At 57.7% G+C, this 19,368-nt stretch carries 12 protein-coding genes; 5 read left to right on the top strand and 7 right to left on the bottom strand.

The annotated features are described in order from the left end of the window. The first annotated feature begins 79 nt into the window (after nucleotides 1-79). The 5 genes from DXT96_RS23140 to DXT96_RS23120 all read left to right on the top strand — a co-directional run bounded on the left by DXT96_RS23140 (nucleotide 80) and on the right by DXT96_RS23120 (nucleotide 7,425). Nucleotides 80-1,237, top strand: coding sequence for an LLM class flavin-dependent oxidoreductase (locus DXT96_RS23140; RefSeq protein ID WP_153516645.1), 1,158 nt, complete (start codon nucleotides 80-82; stop codon nucleotides 1,235-1,237). Continuing rightward, nucleotides 1,237-2,130: an aldo/keto reductase family oxidoreductase gene (locus DXT96_RS23135; RefSeq protein ID WP_153516644.1), complete on the top strand. Its 894-nt coding sequence runs from the start codon at nucleotides 1,237-1,239 to the stop codon at nucleotides 2,128-2,130. Before DXT96_RS23140 ends, DXT96_RS23135 begins: the two co-directional genes overlap by 1 nt. A gap of 5 nt (nucleotides 2,131-2,135) precedes the next feature. Beyond that, nucleotides 2,136-2,660: a flavin reductase family protein gene (locus DXT96_RS23130; protein WP_149899712.1), complete on the top strand. Its 525-nt coding sequence runs from the start codon at nucleotides 2,136-2,138 to the stop codon at nucleotides 2,658-2,660. 242 nt (nucleotides 2,661-2,902) lie between these two features. Continuing rightward, complete coding sequence (locus DXT96_RS23125; protein ID WP_153516642.1) at nucleotides 2,903-6,850, top strand: autotransporter domain-containing protein; 3,948 nt, start codon at nucleotides 2,903-2,905, stop codon at nucleotides 6,848-6,850. Continuing rightward, entirely contained in the window at nucleotides 6,850-7,425 is a 576-nt protein-coding gene (locus DXT96_RS23120) for an invasion associated locus B family protein (protein WP_153516641.1), read from the top strand. The genes DXT96_RS23125 and DXT96_RS23120 overlap by 1 nt, the downstream gene beginning before the upstream one ends. 98 nt (nucleotides 7,426-7,523) lie before the next feature. Here DXT96_RS23120 and DXT96_RS23115 read toward each other — a convergent pair whose 3' ends face one another. The 7 genes from DXT96_RS23115 to DXT96_RS23085 all read right to left on the bottom strand — a co-directional run bounded on the left by DXT96_RS23115 (nucleotide 7,524) and on the right by DXT96_RS23085 (nucleotide 19,329). Continuing rightward, on the bottom strand, nucleotides 7,524-10,664 hold the full coding sequence (locus DXT96_RS23115) for an efflux RND transporter permease subunit (protein ID WP_153516640.1): 3,141 nt from the start codon (nucleotides 10,662-10,664) through the stop codon (nucleotides 7,524-7,526). After that, nucleotides 10,661-11,947 (bottom strand): efflux RND transporter periplasmic adaptor subunit, encoded by a 1,287-nt coding sequence (locus DXT96_RS23110; protein ID WP_153516639.1) that lies wholly within the window; start codon nucleotides 11,945-11,947, stop codon nucleotides 10,661-10,663. Before DXT96_RS23110 ends, DXT96_RS23115 begins: the two co-directional genes overlap by 4 nt. Before the next feature lie 406 nt (nucleotides 11,948-12,353). Continuing rightward, complete coding sequence (locus DXT96_RS23105; RefSeq protein WP_153516638.1) at nucleotides 12,354-13,550, bottom strand: polysaccharide biosynthesis/export family protein; 1,197 nt, start codon at nucleotides 13,548-13,550, stop codon at nucleotides 12,354-12,356. A 384-nt stretch (nucleotides 13,551-13,934) separates the two neighbouring features. Further along, on the bottom strand, nucleotides 13,935-14,984 hold the full coding sequence (locus DXT96_RS23100) for an acyltransferase family protein (protein ID WP_153516637.1): 1,050 nt from the start codon (nucleotides 14,982-14,984) through the stop codon (nucleotides 13,935-13,937). 148 nt (nucleotides 14,985-15,132) lie between these two features. Beyond that, nucleotides 15,133-16,095, bottom strand: a complete 963-nt coding sequence (locus tag DXT96_RS23095; RefSeq protein ID WP_153516636.1) for a rhizobiocin — start codon at nucleotides 16,093-16,095, stop codon at nucleotides 15,133-15,135. A gap of 191 nt (nucleotides 16,096-16,286) precedes the next feature. After that, nucleotides 16,287-17,600, bottom strand: coding sequence for an HlyD family type I secretion periplasmic adaptor subunit (locus DXT96_RS23090; RefSeq protein ID WP_153516635.1), 1,314 nt, complete (start codon nucleotides 17,598-17,600; stop codon nucleotides 16,287-16,289). Continuing rightward, nucleotides 17,593-19,329 carry a type I secretion system permease/ATPase gene (locus tag DXT96_RS23085; RefSeq protein WP_153516634.1) on the bottom strand — a complete coding sequence of 579 codons (1,737 nt, stop codon included), beginning with the start codon at nucleotides 19,327-19,329 and terminating at the stop codon, nucleotides 17,593-17,595. Before DXT96_RS23085 ends, DXT96_RS23090 begins: the two co-directional genes overlap by 8 nt. Nucleotides 19,330-19,368 lie beyond the last annotated feature (39 nt).

Below are 19,368 nucleotides of genomic sequence, written 5' to 3'. Positions count from 1 at the left end.
CAAAAATTGATACATCATTGATTTACATATTTCTTGATGTTATGCAAGAAAAACAAGAGCGGCCCTGAGGAGGAATTGCATGACCGTCGTACCCGTTACATCCGCTGATCTCGATGCTGCCGAGGTCTCCTGGTTTTCCGCTTTGTGTTCCGATGATTACGCCTATCTGGGCGTGCCTGACGGTAGCCTGCGTTCCAGCTTTGAACATTGCTCGGATATCGTCAAAAAGGCCGAAGAACTCGGTTTTCGCAACATCCTCTGCCCTTCGTCCTATCAGGTCGGGCAGGATACGCTGAGCTTTGTCGCCGGCTGCGCGCCGATCAGCGACCGCATCAATTTCCTTGCCGCCATTCGCTGCGGCGAGATGCAGCCGATCATGCTGGCGCGCACGGTGGCGACGCTCGACCACATGCTGAAAGGCCGCCTGACGCTCAACGTCATCAGTTCCGATTTTCCGGGTGAAGTGGCCGACAGCGCCTTCCGTTACAAGCGCAGCCATGAGGTCGTAGAAATCCTGCGGCAGGCCTGGACGCGCGACACTATCGATCACGATGGTGAAATCTACCAGTTCAAGGGCGTCTCGACCGAACCGGCACGTCCCTACCAGCAGAATGGTGGGCCGCTGCTTTATTTCGGCGGTTATTCGCCGGATGCGCTCGAACTCTGTGGCGCGCAGTGTGACGTCTATCTGATGTGGCCTGAGACGAAGGACCAGCTGGCAGACCGCATGCGCGCCGCCCATGAGCGCGCCGCAGCCCACGGCCGCACTCTGGATTACGGTCTGCGTGTCCATATGGTGGTGCGCGATACCGAGCAGGAAGCCCGCGAATATGCCGAGCATCTTGTCTCGAAGCTCGATGACGAATACGGCCAGTTGATCCGCAACCGCGCCCATGACAGCGGCTCGCTCGGCGTGTCGCATCAGGCGCGCGCCCGCGAACTGGCCGACAAATTCGGTTATGTCGAACCCAATCTGTGGACAGGCATCGGCAGGGCGCGCTCCGGTTGTGGTGCGGCACTTGTCGGTTCGACGGATCAGGTTCTGTCGACGCTGGAAGAATACCAGAAGATGGGCATTCGCGCCTTCATCCTTTCCGGTTATCCGCATATTGATGAGGCGGAACACTTCGGCACCAAGGTTCTGCCGCAGATGAAAACCTGCTCCCTGCCGCATGCCTACGGCCGGGTACCTTCTGAAACGCCTGCCACGCCGCTCGGCAACGGGGAACGCCACTGATGGAACGCATCGCTCTTTCTGAAACATTGCAACTCAGCCGCATCGTTTATGGCATGTGGCGCATCGGTGACGATAAGGACACTTCGCCCGCCCATGTGCAGGCCAAGATCGAAGCCTGCCTGGCGCAGGGCATCACCACCATGGATCAGGCCGATATTTACGGCGGATACACGGCGGAAGCCATTCTGGGTAACGGCCTCAAGGCTGCTCCGGGACTGCGCGACAAAATAGAGATCGTTACCAAATGCGGCATCGTCGCGCCGGCCGGACGTCACTCCGCCGCCCGCGTCAAGCATTACGATACGACGGCTGGCCATATCAATGCCTCGGTCGAGGCATCGCTGCGCGACATGGGAACCGATTATGTCGATCTCCTGCTCATTCATCGCCCTGATCCGCTTGTTGATGCGGAGGAAACCGGCAAGGCGCTCGACGCACTGGTGGCGTCGGGCAAGGTGAAGGCCGTTGGTGTCTCCAACTTCCGGCCATGGGATTTCTCGCTGCTGCAATCGGCCATGAAAAACCGGCTGGTCACGAACCAGATCGAAATGAGCCTGCTTGCCACGGATAGCTTCACCAATGGTGATCTCGCCTTCCTGCAGGAAAAGCGCGTTTCGCCGATGGCCTGGTCGCCGCTCGGTGGCGGCTCGCTGTTTTCCGGCGCTCATGGCGCAACAATGGCGGCGCTGCAGCGCATCGGCAAGGAGCAGGGCGTCGATGCCACCGCCGTTGCCATCGCCTGGCTTTTGCGCCACCCGGCAAAGATCGTGCCGGTGCTCGGCACCAACAATATCGAGCGCATCAAAACGGCGGCTGACGCGTTGAGCGTCACGATCGACCGCCAGACATGGTTTGAGCTTTATACACTCGCAATCGGAAACGAGGTGCCGTGATGACAGTGGCAATGGCAGAGGCGATCAAAATGCCCAATGAGCATGTATTTGTTCCCGGCGGCGAAAACAGTCGCAGCTTTCGCAATGCGCTTGGCGCTTTCACGACAGGGGTTACGGTGGTGACGGCAACGACGCCAGACGGACCTATCGGCATGACGGTCAACAGCTTCGCGTCGGTATCGCTCGATCCGCCGCTGGTGCTGTGGTCGCCGGCCAAGAACTCGTCGCGTTATCCGGCCTTCAGTGGCGCCACCCATTTCGCCATTCATGTGCTGAGTGCCGATCAGGATGTGCTGAGCGCCCGTTTTACCCGCAACGGTCGCGCCTTCGATGATCTGGACTGGGAAATGAACGATGAGGGTGTGCCGGTCATTCCCGGAACGCTCGCCCGGTTTGAATGCCGGCAGGCCGCGGCGCACGATGCGGGCGACCACACCATCATCGTCGGCGAGGTTTTGCGCGCCGCCCATCGTGATGGTGACCCCCTGTGCTTTTCAGGCGGAGCCTTTGGCCGGTTCTCCCGGCAGTAGTAGAAGCTGCCCGGGTTCCCCTTCGGCCCCCTGCAAAAATCCTATTATTCAAACAATCTTTTTATTTGTTTCGCGGAGCGCGCCCGTCGCGCTCCGTTTTTATATTTGCGCAGGCGTCCAGAGCATTTTTTTATGCTCTTTATACTACCAATTATCCTTCGGAGTGAGCTAATTGATTTGTCTGGAAGAGTGATTCGCCGGATCAGGGCAGAGCGGCGCAATGCGCCGGTAAGGGAGCTTGGATGTCCGGTTGGTTCTGTGGTGTTTCTGAAGGGAAAGATCCGCAGAAAACCCGCTTGAGGGTGGCGTCCCTATCCCGGCATTTTCTGCGCGGCTCAACGGGCCTTTTCGCCGTGATGTTTTCCGCCGCACTCTCGCCATCTGCTCTGGCGGACACGATCGTCTGGGTTGGATCATCCACGGATGACTGGTTTTTAGCCTCCAGTTGGTACGGCTATACGCGTGTTCCCGGCGCAAACGACACCGCCAGCTTCAATTCCGAGGGACCGACGATTGCAGCCGGAACACATGCCAACGTCTCTGGCCTGGCTATCGGGCTAGACACTGATGCCTCGCTTTCGGTCAATGGCGGTCTGTCGACAACTTACAGCGAAATTGGCGCCAATGCTGGTATTGCCGGAAAATTGAATTTTTCCGGAGGAAACTGGTCGAATGGCGGCAATATATTCGTGGCCAGAAACGGCGTTGGAGACCTTGATGTCAGTGGAAGTTCGATCACTTCTCTTGGACATATCTATATAGGCGAGGATGGGCTCGGATACGGTACGGTTAAACTGGACAATTCATCCAGCCTTGAAAATTCCGATACGGTTTTCGTGGGCTATGGCGGTTTCGGTTCGCTGGAGGTGCTGGGCGCAAGTGAGCTTAAAACCGGTCGATTGGTTGTCGCCGGCGGGGTTGGTTCTATGGGGACCGTGACCGTCGAGGGTGCCGGCAGCACACTGACAAGTTCCGGCGATATGGTCATCGGCGGCGATGGTTCAGGCTCTTTCGTCATCGCTGGCGGCGGCGTGGTGATCAGCCAGGGCAACATGGTTATCGGCGACTTGGCGTCATCGGGTGGAAGTGCGCTCAAAATAGATGGCGCTGGCTCCATGTTGGAAACTCAGGGCACGCTGATTGTCGGCAATGAAGGTGCGGTGACCATGTCTGTTGGTACAGCCGCGACGGTAACCAGCGGTGCCGTCACGATTGGCCGCAATTCGGCTGGCGTGGTCAATGTGACCGGTGGCGGCACGAATTGGACCACAGGCGACCTGCGGATCGGCGGCGATGCGCTGGCGGCGGTTGGAACACCCGGTTACGGCATGCTGAATGTCGATACGGGCGGCAGGGTTGAAAGCGTGTCTGCACGTCTCGGCAACGTCGCGGGTGCGACGGGCAGCACGATCGTGGATGGCAGCGGCTCCGTATGGACGGTCGGTAGCGGTAGTCTCGGCGTGGGCGTGGATGGTGCTGGCTCATTGGTGGTGACCGGCAGCGGCGTCGTTGAAACGGCGGACACGGTTCTCGGCGTAAATGCCGATGGCGTCGGCTCTCTCCGGGTCTCCGGTTCCGGAAGTGCCCTGCGCAATTCCGCAAACCTCTATGTCGGTAATGCCGGCAAGGGCTCGCTGCAGATCGATGCAGGCGGTGCAGTCACCAGCGGTGCCGGATATGTCGCAACGCTCGGCGGTTCGCGATCTTCCGTGACCATCGCCGGTGGTGGGTCAAGCTGGACGGTGGCCAGGGCCCTTGTCGTCGGATATCAGAATGGCGCCGTTGGAGAGGTCTCGGTCGACACCGGCGCCGGCATTCAGGCGGGGCAGGTAACGCTGGGCGAGCTTGCCGGCTCCTCCGGGATATTGATGATCGAAGGGACCGGTTCGAATGTCACGGCTGAGGTCGACAATAATCTTGCTGATTCCGGCTCCATGAATATCGGCCGCTCCGGCACCGGCCAGGTGACGGTACTCAATGGCGCTTCCCTAAATGCCAATCAGCTTTCTCTCGGCACGGAGGCCGGTTCGGACGGTGCATTGCGGATCGTCGGGGTGGGGTCGCACGCGGAGATCGGCAACACCCTGGTTATCGGGAGAAGCGGCGGCGGCACGGTGGAGGTGACGGGTGGTGGTTCTGTTGCCGCAACGACCATCGTGATCGCATCGGCTGCGGGTTCCACCGGTGTCTTGAACATTGGCGCCGCTGCCGGGCAGACGGCGCATTCGGCAGGCGAGGTGGAGGCGGAGGCGATTGCTTTCGGTGCCGGCAATGGCAGCATCGTCCTGAACCACTCGGAAAACGATTACGAACTTTCCGCGGATATCTCCGGTGCTGGCCGGATCGATGCCGAAAACGGTGTGACGACGCTTGGCGGCAACAACAGCTATTCCGGCGGGACGACAATTTCGGCCGGTACGCTGAAGGGAACCGCCACCAGTTTTGGTTCGGGCGAGATCGCCAATAATGCGGCGCTGGTGGTGGATGGGGCCGGCAGGCTTTCCAATGTCATCAGCGGTTCCGGTTCGTTTGAAAAGACTGGTAGCGGTAATCTGATCCTGACCGGAAACAGCACCCATAGCGGAACCACCGAAGTTTCCTCCGGCAAGCTCAGCGTCAATGGCTCGCTTGCAAGCGTGATTTCAGTCGCCAACGGCGCGGCGCTTGGCGGCTCCGGCACCATAGGCGGCGTAACGGTTCAGTCCGGCGGCACACTTGCGCCCGGCAATTCCATTGGCACATTGACGTCCACCGGCAACGCGACATTTGCCAGCGGCTCCGCCTATGCGGTCGAAATCGACAGCTACGGCAATTCCGACAGGCTTGCTGTCACCGGCACTGTCACCATAGCCAATAATGTCAATCTCATCGTCACACCCGTGACGGACAGTCTGACCTTTGCTTTCGGTGCGAAATACGTGCTTCTGACGGCAACGGGGGGGGTGAGCGGGGCATTTGCCGATGTGGTTGGAAATCTTGATTATCTGAAGACCGCTGTCACGAAGAGTGGCGACAACAATACGGTCTACCTTCTGCTGAAACGCGAATCTTTCGGGCCGGGATCTTTTGCCGCCTCGACCTCGACGGGCAATGCGCGTTCCGCTGCCAACGCGGTCGAGGCGTTGGGGGAAGGATCGGCACTTTACGATGCGGCTTATTATCTTCAGCAGGCAGAGACCCAGACAGCGTTTTCACAGCTTGCCGGCGAACTGCATCCCTCGCTTGCCATGGCGTTGATAAACCGCAGTCAACTGACCCGTGATGTTATTCTCAGCCGGCTGCGCAGCGCCTTCAAGGGTATCGATGCGCGCTCGATCCTGCCTGCCGTCGGCGGGATGGGCGCACCGGACCCGATGAATATCGATGAAGGCTCCCTCACTTTATGGTCCAATGGTTTCGGGTCGCGCGGACACATCGATGGCGATGGCAGCGGCTCGTCGGTCAATATGAAAGGCGGCGGCGTCTTTTTTGGTCTCGATGGTGATTGGGGTGACGGCTGGCGCGCCGGTGTTGCTGCCGGCTATGGTCGTGATGTCATCAGCCAGAAGTCCCTGTCGGCAGCGGATGTGGACAGTTATTATCTGGCCGCCTATGGCGGAGGCATAATCGGCCCGGCCTCGCTGCGTTTTGGAGCAGTCCATGCTTTTCAGGATGTCGTAACCCGCCGGACGGTATCTTTTTCGACATTGCATGAAAATCTGACTGCCGGCTATGACGCCTCCACCACGCAAGTCTTTGCCGAGGCCGCCTGGCGTTTCGATTTTGATCTGACACAGTTCGAACCCTATGCCAATATCAGCTATGTGAATACGAAGACGGATGCTTTCGGCGAGAAGGGCGGTATCGCCACCGTTTCTTCCGGCTCTGCCAACCATGATCAGCTCTATTCAACGCTTGGTGCGCGTTTCAGCCGTGACATTGCATTTGAGAGCCTGGCTGGGCAGGCGATGTTCGATATCGGCTGGCGTCATGCCTACGGCGATCCGGTAGTGGGGAGCACCTTGTTCTACACGGGCGGCAGTGGTTTTTCCGTCGCAAGTGCGGCGATGGCGCAGGATGTGGCGCTGCTCAATCTGGGACTGAGCTACGATATCAACCCTTCCGCCACCTTGACATTCCGTTATGGCGCGGTTTTCGGGGCGGGCGTCTTGGATCAATCCGCATCAGCCGAACTGGGAGTCCGTTTCTGATGAGGCGCGGTCAAAACATGCTGTGGAACGCGACCCTTGCTGTTTCTCTCTTCGTCGGTGTGGCGACAAACGCGCTTGCGCAGGAGGCAGCCAAGATTGCTGCGCCCTTGCACGAGGTTTATGGAAGCTGGCAGCTCGCCTGCGCGGCGTCCGCGAAAAAGGACGAGGCCGATCCGAACGTCTCAGTAGTGGCGGAAAAGCCGGTCTGCGCCATAGCACAGGTGCAGCTTGAGGAGAAAACCCGCAAGCTTGTCGTCTCGGTCGAATTCCGGATTGATGATCCCAAAATGCCGGACAGGCTCTCCGGCACCTTCGTCATGCCTTTCGGCCTTGCTGTCACAAAGCTATTTTCAGTGAAATCCGGAAATGTTCGGCTGCAGGAAGTGCAGGTCAGCACTTGCCTGCCCGTCGGCTGCATCGTGTCCTTCACACCCTTTGTCGAGCTTGTCTCTGCGCTTGAGGCGGGAAAGACGTTGACGATCGAAGCCCCCGATCTGCAGGGCCGCACGGTGTCGTTCCAGTTGCAGGCGGCGGGTTTTTCTGAGGCGCTGAAGCGCCTCGGAAACCTGCGTTAGAGCGTTTCCAGTAAAAGCGGAAACGCTTTTACGTCCGGACAACGCGTAAAATCAAAAAGATAGATCGTTATGGCGATTCGAAGAAAAGCCAAAACGATCTAGGCCGCGACGGAATCGGGCTGATCTTCGCCCTCCGGCTTTTGCGGCTCGGTGTGCTTCCCGGCTGATTTTTTGCGGGAAAACAGACCGGCGAGGAAATTGCCGAACCGGTCCATTTCCACGAAGATAACAGGGGTGATAAACAGGGTCAGCAATTGCGAGACGATAAGACCGCCGACCACCGCGACGCCGAGCGGCTGGCGCAGTTCCGAACTGGCACCTGAGCCAAGCGCGATTGGGAGCGCGCCCAAGAGCGCGCAAAAGGTCGTCATCATGATCGGCCGGAACCGGCGAACGCAGGCTTCGTGGATGGCGGTGACGGCCGGTTCGGCCTTTTCGCGCATCAACTCCACCGCCACGTCGATCATCATGATCGCGTTTTTCTTGACGATGCCGATCAGCATCAACAGGCCGATAAGCGCGATGATCGAAAAATCCATGCCCATCACCTTCAACGCCACCAGCGCTCCGAAGGCGGCCGCTGGCAGGCCGGAAAGAATGGTCAGCGGGTGAATGAAGCTCTCATAGAGAACGCCGAGAACCACATAGATGGTCAGCACCGCCGCCAGAATGAGGATGCCGGTATTGCCCTGGCTCTGCTGGAAGATTGCCGCCGTGCCGCCATAGCTGGTGAAAACATCCTGCGGCAGGCCGATTGTGCTCTTGAGCTGATCGATCCGGCTCGTGGCATCGGAAAGCGCCACCCCATCCGGCAGGTTGAAGGAAATCGTCGTGGAGACGAGCTGGCCCGTCTGGTTGATGGTGACCGGCGCTTGGGTCCGGGTGAGGCTGGCGAAATTGGACAGCGGAACCAGAACGCCAGACTTGGCCGAGAGAATGTTGATATCGCTCAGAAAATCATCATTCCACTGTTTGGAGCTGTCAAATTCCACGATCACGTCATAGCTGTCGCCGGTGGACTGGATTTGCGCGGCCGTATAACCGCCGAAGGACATTTCCAGCGTCTTGCGCAATTGGTCATTGGTGATGCCGAAGGCGGCCGCCTTTTCCGGATCAACGGAGATCGTTGCCGCGATGGCGCCGTTCTGGGCATCGGAGGTGACGGCGGTGAATGTATGGTCGCGGCGCATCGCCTCCATCAGTTTGTTCGACCATTCATTCGTGGTGTCGGCATTCAGGCCCTGAACGACGAGCTGGTACTGGCTGGCGGAGCTGCGCCCGCCAAAACGCAGGCTCTGCTGCGGATTGATATAGGTGCGGATGCCGGCCACTTTCGATGTGGCCTGCCCGAGTTCCGCCAGTACCTGGCTGAGCGGCGCGCGTTCTTCCTTGGACTTCAGTTCAACGAACATCGAGCCGTTGTTCAGCGGATTGCGGGAATTGCCGCCGACAATGGAGGTGACATGCACAACGGCCGGGTTCTTGCGAATCTGATCGGCAACCTGGGCCTGAAGGTCGCGCATCGCAGTATAGGAAATATCCTCGCGCGCCTGTGTCGACACGGAAAGACGGCCAATATCCTCCTGCGGGAAGAAGCTGGAGGGCAGTGTCTCGAACAGATAGAGCGAGGCGGCAATCGAAGCCAGAAATGAGGCCAGAACCACACGGCGGTGGGAAAGGCACCAGCCGACTGCACGGCCATACCCACGCAGCGTGCGCTCGAAACCGGCATCGAACCACCGGACGATGGCTGGCGGTCTGGACGAATTGCCGGAAAGGCGCGAGGCGAGCATCGGCGTCACCGTCAGCGACACCAGCGCCGAGGCCATGATCGCGAGCGTGACGACCATGCCGAATTCGTTGAAGAGCCTGCCGATCACCCCACCCATCAACAGGATGGGAATAAACACGGCAACCAGCGAGATGGACATGGACAGGATGGTATTGCTGACTTCCGCCGCCCCCTGAAGGGCCGCTTCCCGCATCGTCAGCCCCTTTTCATGCAGGCGTAATATGTTTTCCAGCATGACGATGGCGTCGTCCACCACAAGCCCCACGGACAATGTCAGCCCCAGCAGTGAGATATTGTCGATGCTGTAACCCAGCACATACATCGCGCCGAAGGCGGTGATCAGCGATAGAGGTACGGCAAGCCCTGGAATGATGGTCGCCGTCAGGTGGCCGGTGAAAAGATAGATGACCGCGACCACCAGCCCGATGGTGAGGAAAAGCGTGAACTGGACATCGGAGATCGCGTCCGTAATGGCCGTCGAGGCATCATTCATGACGTTGATGTTCACCGAGGGCGGCAATTGCTGGCGAAGTGCCGGCAGCTTGGCCTTGATGGCATCGACCACATCGACGGTATTGGCGTCCGGCTGTCGCTGTACGGCAAGGATGATCGCCTGTTCGCCGTCAAACCAACTGCCGGCATTGGTGTTGTCGATGCTGTCGGTGACGTTGGCGATATCGCCGAGATGAATGGCTGCGCCGTTATTCGTCGCCACGACCAGGGTACGGAAGGCCGCGGCATCCGTGCGCTGGGTATCGGCCTCGATTGTCAGGCGCTGGTTATCGTTCTGCAATGCGCCAACGGGCACCTGATTATTCGCCTGCGCTATCGCATTGGTAACGGTATCGACGCCGAGCCCGCGCGCCTGAAGCTGCGCCGGATCGAGGCCGATGCGCACGGCATAGGTTTGCGCACCATAGACACTGACCTGGGCGACGCCGGAAATGGTGGAAAGCAGCGGCGAGATGATATCTTCCGCGATCTCATCCACCTTGCTGGTCGGCAGTTCCTTGCTGTTGATGGCCAGCAACAGCACCGGTGCATCGGCCGGGTTGGTCTTACGGTAGCTCGGCGTCGTCGTCATGTTGCTTGGCAATTGCCGCTGCGCGCGCGAAATCGCGGCCTGAACATCGGCAGCCGCCGCATCGATATCGCGGTTGAGGTCGAATTGCAGCACGATCGAGCTGTTGCCCAACGTATTGGTGGCGCTGATCTCGCTGACGCCCGGAATGGTCTCGAACTGCTTGACCAACGGGGTGGTGACCGATGTAGCCATGGTCTGCGGCGAAGCGCCTGATAGCGACGACGAGACGCTGATCGTCGGAAAGTCGACCTTCGGCAGTGCGGCGACGGGCAGCAGGCGGAAACCGGCAAGCCCGGCCAGCACGAGGCCTATGGCGAGAAGAGTGGTTGCGACGGGCCGGTTGATGCAGAAATTCGAGATCATGGGGTGCCAGCCTTTTCCTGCGGAACATTGGCGGCCAGATTGCCGTCTGCGCCACCCTTGTCGGAAAACTGCTCGACAACCTGCTGGCCATCGGCGAGTTCCGACTGGCCTTCGATGATCACGTGTTCTCCACCGGACAGGCCGCTGGCGATGGCGGTGAGATCGCCGTTCGAACGAGCGACTTCGACCGCCGTCATATGAACACGGTGGTTCTCATCGACGGTATAGACGAAACTTCCCTTCGGCCCCGGTCGAACCGCGACCGTCGGCACGACGATCATCTCCTCATCCGAGACGAAGTGGGCTGTGACGTTGACGGACTGGCCGGGCCATAAAAGGCCGCGGTCGTTCTTGAATTCCGCTTTCACCAGCACGGTACCGGAGGTCTGGTCCACCGTATTGTCGTAAAAGCGCAGCACGCCCTGCATGGCTTCGCCGCCGGTTGCCGCCGGGTCCACATCCACAGTTGCGCCCTTCTCGAGGCCTTCGCGCAATTGCGGCAGGTAACGTTGGGACAGGCGGAAACTGACGTCGATAGGATCATATTTCGTGATCGTCACGATATTGACGCCGGCGCTGAGATAAGCGCCGGGGCTGACGCTGATATCGCCCAGCCGACCGTCAAAGGGCGCACGGATCTCCATATTCTCGAGCGCCACCTGGTCGGCGGCCAGTGCAGCGCGGTCAGCGCCGATCTTGGCGCTGGCCGAATCCCGCGCCGCCTTGGCCAGATCCAGCACCTGCTGGGCTTCGGCATTCTGCTTGACCAGATTGGCGGCGCGCTGGAAAGCGGCCTCGGCCTGATCCAGCGTCGCCTGATCGGCGGCAATATTGGCCTTGTCCTTGTCGACGGCGGCGCGGGCAATGCGGTCATCCATTTTCAGGATCAGATCGCCGGCCTTGATATGCTGGCCGTCCTTTGCCGCGATTTCGGTGACGAGACCGGCCTGAAGCGGGGCGATATTGGTAATATCGGCCGCAACCGCCCAACCTGTCGCCATGGCATCCATCGGCAGCGTCGCCTTGTCGACGGCGATGGTGCTAACGGTCGGCGGTCCGCCATTGCGCCGCCCGCCGCCCTGTCTTTGGCCCTGTTGTGGGGCGGGCTGGCCGTTTTGTGCGTGCTGTGCCCTGGTGTCAGTCGTGGCAGGTTCCGCCTGTTGCGAGACGCTGGCGAATTGCTTGAGATAGGGAATTTGATCGAGCGGCAGGCGATCCCTAAAATACCACGCGCCGATGGCTGCGATGGCAAGAACGCTGAGAGCGGTCCAGAAACGTTTCATCTGACGGTTCCGCATAATGAGAGCGAATACATGTTTCCCGAACATGTGCGGCAAGCCTTGGGAGCAGCTTGCCCCCAGAAGATACCCATTGCGCTGCGAAATCACCTTAAACTTTTGTAATGGCGGCGACAATGTCTGCGGCAGTGTTGCCTTGCGGACCAGGGGATGCAGCGGCTTTCGGCCTATGCCGATCACTGAGCTTACCGCACGACAGCCGCCGGCCGCGCTTCGGGCTGCGCCGCAAAGATCGGCTTCTGTTTCCGCCGGGCGCTACGAGTTGATGGAAAAGCGGGCTGTCGCCGATAGGCATCTTGGCGGGCATGCCATGCCCCCTGTTGGTTTCAGCCAAAGAAAAAGCCGCCTCGTTTCCGGGGCGGCTTTGGCGTTAGCGCGGCGATGCCATGGGTCAGAAGGCCCGGATGGCGTTGCGCGTCGCAAGTACATCCTCGGCCACATTGCCCGTCGTCGCGGGAACGGAGCCGACGAGATCGAGGAACTTGTAAAGTTCGGTTGCCTGCGAATTCGTGACGTAGATGATGTCGCGATCCTGCATCGGGAATTTCGTGCTGGCGAAGAAGGTGGACGGATCGCGCAGATTGGCGCGGAAGATGACAGGAACGTCCTGCCCTGCGAATTTGGACGTATTGATGCCGAGTTTGACGAGAAGCTCGCGCTTGACGGTACGATAGACATAGACTTGGGCCGGGTCGGCGCGCGAATCGAGCAATCCGCCCGCCTTGCCAAGCGCATCCGAAAGCTTGAGATCGGCGTCCTCGAACTCGAAACGACCGTTGAGGCCGGAGGCGCCGAAGGCCAGATAGGTACGGCGCTCCCGCTCCACCATGATCGTGTCGCCCGGAACCACATAGATGTTCTCGGTCGGCGTGCTGACGAGGTGATTATAATTGACGCGCGCAGTCTTGCCGCGGCGGATCAGCGTCACATAGGATTCGATATTCGGGGCGCTGAGGCCCTTGGCATAGGAGATCACGTCAAGAACGCGATCGCCAGCTTCCGACAACTGGACCTTCGTCGGCTCCTTGACGTCGCCAAGCACGGAGGCCTGCGCCGAACGGCTGGAAATCTTGGTGATGAGAACCTGCGGTTCGATAGCGCGGTTGGCAAGCCGCTCCTCGATTTCGCTCTGCACATCCTCGACATTGCGGCCGGTCGCGCGGATCTTGCCGGCATAGGGCACGCTGATATTGCCTTCCCGATCCACCGTCTGGTTTGGCAGGCTGATAAAGTTACCTGGGCGGCTGCCCGCATCGCTCGGAATAAACAGACCACCCGCCTGGCTTTCGAAGATCGCCACCTGCACCACGTCGCCGACACCCATCGGCAGCGCAGGCACACCGCCCTTGCCACCGCCGAAGCTGCCGAGCAGGGTGGTCGTCGTGGTGTCGCCGACATAATTCAGAACGGAACTGTTTATATCGATCAGCGCGTAGTCAACGCCCGCGGTTTTTTGTTTGTCCCTGGAACCGAATTTGACCGAAGCGTTGGATTCGATTGACGCCGCATCAGGCCCGGATGCCGCTGTGACCGTACAGCCCGCGAGTGCTGCGGAGGCAAGCAGAATCGAAACATTCAATAAACGCATTTGGTCCTCAAAATGAATTTCGTCCGAAAAGTAAAACAGTCCGGACATCGTATAATTTTTAAAAAATAGACACGTCGTAAACAGAGCCGGTAAAGAAACCTCAACCGGTATTACATTCCTTAAGCAGAATCGTATTTAGAAACTGCTTCTGCCCGCATCAGGCATATGCCCAATTCCAAGCGATGCTTCAAGTTTATTCACCGATCATCTGTGCCAGAAAGCTGCAATCGCGCACATTCGTGGTTCAGAGGAGCGTTGATGTCTTTGCTTTTAATATTCAGTCAGAGCCATAATCTCTTCGATTGCTGCATTGCGCTAGTGCAGTTTTGTCACGCTTGCGAAGTTTCTTTATGTCTTGATGTCACGAATTGGTAATTATTTGTTTTACGAATGTTTTTTCAGCTTTTTACGGATGCGTCCGAAAGACGGTGTGATGTCGTTTGATCTTCTATGGGCCGAGGCGGGCAATGCCAGCCACTCATGGATGCCAAGGCGGATGGTGGCCAATTGAACGATTGCCGGCAGCGCAACGCCGATGATTGTCGTGATTGCCAGAAGGCTTGCCATATCTGTCACCTGAAACAGTTTGACTGCGACAGCCCGGCCAAAGCCGATGGCGATGATGTGCATGACATAAATGCCGACGGACAGTCTTCCAAGCGTTTCAAATAAGGACGATATCGCGTTTTCGGTCCTCGCGAGAATTTGCGACAGTGCGATCACCAGAAAGATGCCGAGAACGGCGGAGATAAAAGGGAGCCTCTCGGGAATCTCGGCTTGCCATGACAAATAGGCTGAAATGGCAAAGGCGACGAGAAGTGCGAGAAATGAGCGCGCATCGTATTGTCTCTGCTGAAAACCATATTGTTTTGCGACGATGCCGAGTGTGAAATACAGGAAGCCGTAGGCGATATCCCACAGGACGGAATGGCCGAGTGAATAAAGCAGTGTGAAAACAACGAGTGCGAATGCCAGCCGGATAAGCGCGGACACCTGCTTTAACGCAAAGGATGCGAGCTGGCAGAAAAACAGCGCATAGAGAAACCAGAAGGGACTGATCGGATTCCACAGGATTTCGAGAATTCTGGTAAAATCAATGACCGTATTCGTGAGGCCGAGACGACCCATGGCGACCATGAGGCCGCCGTGCACGAGTGACCAGAACAGATAGGGATAAGCGATATTTTTTCCCAGCTTGCCGAGGAAATCCCTGGGGTCTGTTGTTTTGCCGGATGAGAAAAAAAGCCCCGAAACGAAGAAAAAAAACGGCATGTGAAAAGTATAGATCGTGTAATCGACAAATCCCAGAAGGCTGAATTGCGGTGGTGTGCCGGAAGCGCTTAATCCCCTTTCCGCGTGACCGAAGACCACGAGGATCATGCACAGGCCTTTGGCGACATCATAACTATTGTCGCGTGACTTTTTCTGTTCCATGCCGGTGCTCTAAAAAGTTTTTGATAAAATTTAAAAGTTCAAAAGAGAATGAAAAATTCAGGACGAAAAAAATCGTGGTCCGGATATACGGTCCGGACCACGATCATTTTAGGCAATGGCGCTGCTAATGCAATTCTCTTTGAGAGAATTATGCGGTGAACCAGTCGCTGCCGGTAAGGTGAACACCAGAAACGATGATCTTCTCACCCTTGTACGCGCCGTCCACATTGTAGTCGAGGACGGTGTCGTCACCGTAGTTCGACAACGTCCAGTTCGAGATTGTCGTGCCAACCAGCTTGAGCTTGTCCATGCTGGCGTTGAAACCAGTGATGGAGTCGGTGACAAGGCTCTTGGCCATGTCGCCGAGATTGAACACGAAAGTATCTGCACCGCCGCTGGCGATGATGTGATCGATGCCCTTGCCGCCAGTTACCAGCGACGAAGCAAGCTTGACGCCGCTCAGGTCGATAGAGTCGTTGCCGTCGCCAGCGTTGATCGTGACTGTGGTTGCGCTACCGTCGGTGATGCCCTTGCCGCCGTTTACGACATTGGTACCGGCAGCAACGCCGCCTGCGCCCGCGACAGACAGATCATTAAGTGCAGAGCCCGCCTTGATGGTGATGGTGTCGTTGCCGGCACCGGTATCGATGTTGAAGGCGTTTACCCAGGATTTGTCGTTCGAAAGAAGAGAGACAGTCACCGTGTCGTTACCCGAGCCGGTAGAGATATTACCACGCTTGGCATTGAGAACTTCAACGTTGGAAGCGGTGGTGCCGCCAAGATGAACGTCAACCTGCACGAAATCCTTGAACGAAAGGTTTTCTGCGGAGTCGGACTTCGCGAGAACGTTTTTCACCGAGTTCCATGCCGACGTCACGTCGAAATTGAAGCTGTTGGTGCTGGCGTCGTATCCGACATCGACCTTGCCGCCCGCACCGCTGCCGGGAACCGACACGGCGCCGACATCAACGACGCCGGAATTGAGCGAGGAGCCGTTCTTGGTCTGCGTCGTCGATTCCGTGAGGAGCTTGTAAGCTTCCTGATCAACGAGATTGGTGAGCGACGAAACCGTCGAAGCGCCGCCATTACCGAAAGTGACAGTTAATGCCATGTTACTCTCCCATAAATTTTTGAGACTGAAATGAATTGAAATTTAATCTAAGCTTAGCAATGCGTACGATATTTAATCCATAAAAAATAATAAAACAAGAGACTAATTTACGCTTATTTTTAAGTATATTGAGTGTCGATCCGCATATTTTATGAATGTTTTCATTTGGATAATTTGCGGGCTAAAGACGCTCATTCCTGTATGAAGGTTTTATTAATCCTGTCCTGAAACGGTTTCACAAAATAGGATAGAACGCTTCTCTCGCTCGTCTGTATGAAAACTTCCGCCGGCATTCCAGGGTATAGTTTTCCGCCCGGAAGATGCTGCATCCCGATTTTATCCGGTTTGATTCGCAGAGTATAAAAGGATGCCCCGGTGCGGGAATCCATCTGCAGATCAGGAGCGACGACGGCGACTTCGGCAACGACATCGGGCGTCGTGCTTTGATTGAAAGCGGTGAACCGGATGGTGACCGGCTGGCCGACGTAAATCTGGTCAATGTCTCGCGGAAGTATGTCGGCTTCGATTGCAAGGTCGTCCTTCTCCGGCACCACCAGCATCAGCACTTCACCCGGCTGAATAACGCCGTTTATATTGTGCACTGAAAGCTGATAGACGCGCCCGGCAATCGGTGAACGAATATCAAGGCGATCCAGCTGATCGCGGGTTGCGGCAAGCCGTTCTTCGTATTCGGCGACCGTTGCCTCGACCGATGTCAGGTCTTTGGTCACTTCGGACTTGCGGTCTTCATCTAGCTGAAGCAGCTGCAGGTCCATTTCACTCATCTTGCCCACCGTCTGGGCGCGGGCCGCCATATATTGGCCCTGCTGGCCTTCGAGGTTGGAAAGCTGTCGCTTCAAAAGATTGAGCCGCTGAAGCGTGACTAGTCCCTTGCTGTAAAGCTCCTGCGTCTTGGAAACATCTTCCTTGACGATGGTAAGCTCGTTTTCGGTTGCCGCAACCTGAACGCCCATGCCTCGCGCCTCATCAAGAAGTTGATCCTTGCGCGTTGCCAGCTGTTTTTTCATGCCGGTCAGCGCACTGAGGCGGCTTTTGAAAAGCCCCTGTTCGCTGTCGATGAATGTCCTGGCGGCCTTCGGATTGGTCAATTCCACCAGATCTTCCGGCACGGTGAAAGACGCGGCCTCGGTAATTTCGGCGCGCAGGCGGGCGCGGCGCGAATAAAGTTGCGCAAGCGTGTTCTCAACGATGGATAAATTGGCCTGAACGATCGTGTCGCTCAGCCGCAGCAAAATCTGCCCTGCATCGACCCTGTCGCCTTCGGCGACCTCGATCTCACTGACGATGCCGCCGGAAAGGTGCTGGATTTTCTTGGAGTTGCCTTCGACGACGACCCGTCCCGTGGCGACGACTGCGCCGGCAAGCTTTGCCATGGCCGCCCAGCCACCCAATCCGACGAGCAGGCCGATGGCGAGAACCATCACTGCCGCGGAATGCTTTACGAGAGACGCATTGGTGACACCGGCTTTTTCCTGCTCAACCATTTTCGCCCACCCGGTTTTCGATCCTGCGCGTTTCTTCCTCTGCGGCCGGCACCTGATGCAGGTTTTGTCGCAGGATTTGCGCCAGCACTTCTTCCTTCGTGCCAAAGCGCAGCATCCGGCCGCCGCTCATGACCATCACGAGATTGACGCTTTCGATGGCGCTGGGACGATGGGCGATGACGACAGCGATGCCACCCCGCGCCCTGATGTCGCCGATTGCATTGCGCAGCGCCATCTCGCCTTCGCTGTCCAGATTGGAGTTAGGCTCATCGAGAAGCACAAAAAACGGCTCGCCGAAAAGCGCGCGCGCAAGGCCGATGCGCTGCTTCTGCCCGCCCGACAAGGCCTCGCCGCGATCGCCGATATAGGTGTCGTAACCGCTGGGCAGGCTCAGGATCAGGTCATGAACTTGAGCGGCCTTGGCCGCGGCAACGATTGCTTCCGCTGTCGCATCACGGTCAAATCGCGCGATATTCTGCGCCACGGTTCCCGCCATCAGCTCCACCTGCTGGGGCATGTAACCGATGGATTTGCCGAGAACCTCAAAATCCCATTGGTTCAACGCTGCGCCATCGAAGCGCACGGAACCGCGGTCATAGGGCCAGATCCCCGTCATCAGGCGCGCCAGCGTTGATTTTCCAGAGGCGCTTGGGCCAATGATGCCAAGCCCATCGCCAGCATTCAGCGTAAAGGAAATATCGGCAACCGTGTCGCGCGCGGCACTCGGCGGCCCACCCGTCACGCGGTCGACGGCAACGGTATATTGCGGCCGCGGCAGAGAAAGCGGTGGCTGTGGCTCCGGCACCAGTTCAAGAAATTCGTTGATGCGTTTCCAGCCCTGTCGCGCCGTCATGAAACTGCGCCAGTTGGCTATTGCATGTTCGACCGGGCCGAGCGCCTTTGCGGAGAGAATTGAACCTGCGATGATGCTGCCCGTGGAGGCATTGCCCTCGATGACCAGCACGGCGCCGATTGCCATGACGCCGGATTGCAGCAGCAGGCGGAATGTGCGCGATATCGCGCCAAGCATGCCCGCCGTATCGGAGGTCGAGAGGGTGACGGCACGATATTGGGAATGCAGATCGCTCCACATCGAGGTCACCGCGCCCATCATCCCCATGGTTCTAATGGATTCAATATTACGCTGACTGTTGCCCACGAGCGTGTTTCTCTGTCCACGTGCGGCATAAGCCTGTTTGGTCGCTTTTTCGGTGAGCCAATTGGTCAAAAGCGTCAAAACGACAAGAATGACGGCGCCGCCAAGCACGGCAAAGCCGATCCACGGATGCAGGGCAAAACAGATCAGCAGATAGATGGGGAGCCAGGGAATGTCGAAAAATGCGCCCGGCCCCGGACCGGACAGAAACTGACGTATCTGGTCGAGATCGCCGACGATCTGCAATCCGTCGATCTTTGCAGAGGCAAGGAGAGGAGCACCGATCGATGCCCTGAAAAGCTTCTGATTGAGCGCGTCGTCGATATTGTCGGCGATACGGGCCAATATCCGGCTGCGCAAAACATCAAAGCCCATCAGAAAGGCATAAAGGATGATGAGGAGAACGACCAGCGCCACAAGCGAAGGGATGCTCTTGCTGGGCAAAATGCGGTCGTAAACCTCCAGCATGAAAAGCGAGCCGGAAAGATTAAGGATGTTCATCAGCGCACTGGCGAGGCCGACAGCGAAAAAAGCACGCTTATTTTTTGTTAAAAAAGAATTAAATATAAACATATCAACACCTAAAACTGCACGAAAATCGCACAATAAATA

This window comes from Agrobacterium sp. ICMP 6402, from assembly GCF_009498615.1.
Lineage (GTDB): Bacteria > Pseudomonadota > Alphaproteobacteria > Rhizobiales > Rhizobiaceae > Agrobacterium > Agrobacterium burrii.
Note: the sequence above shows the minus strand (reverse complement) of the source record. Positions and strands in the feature narration are given on the sequence as shown.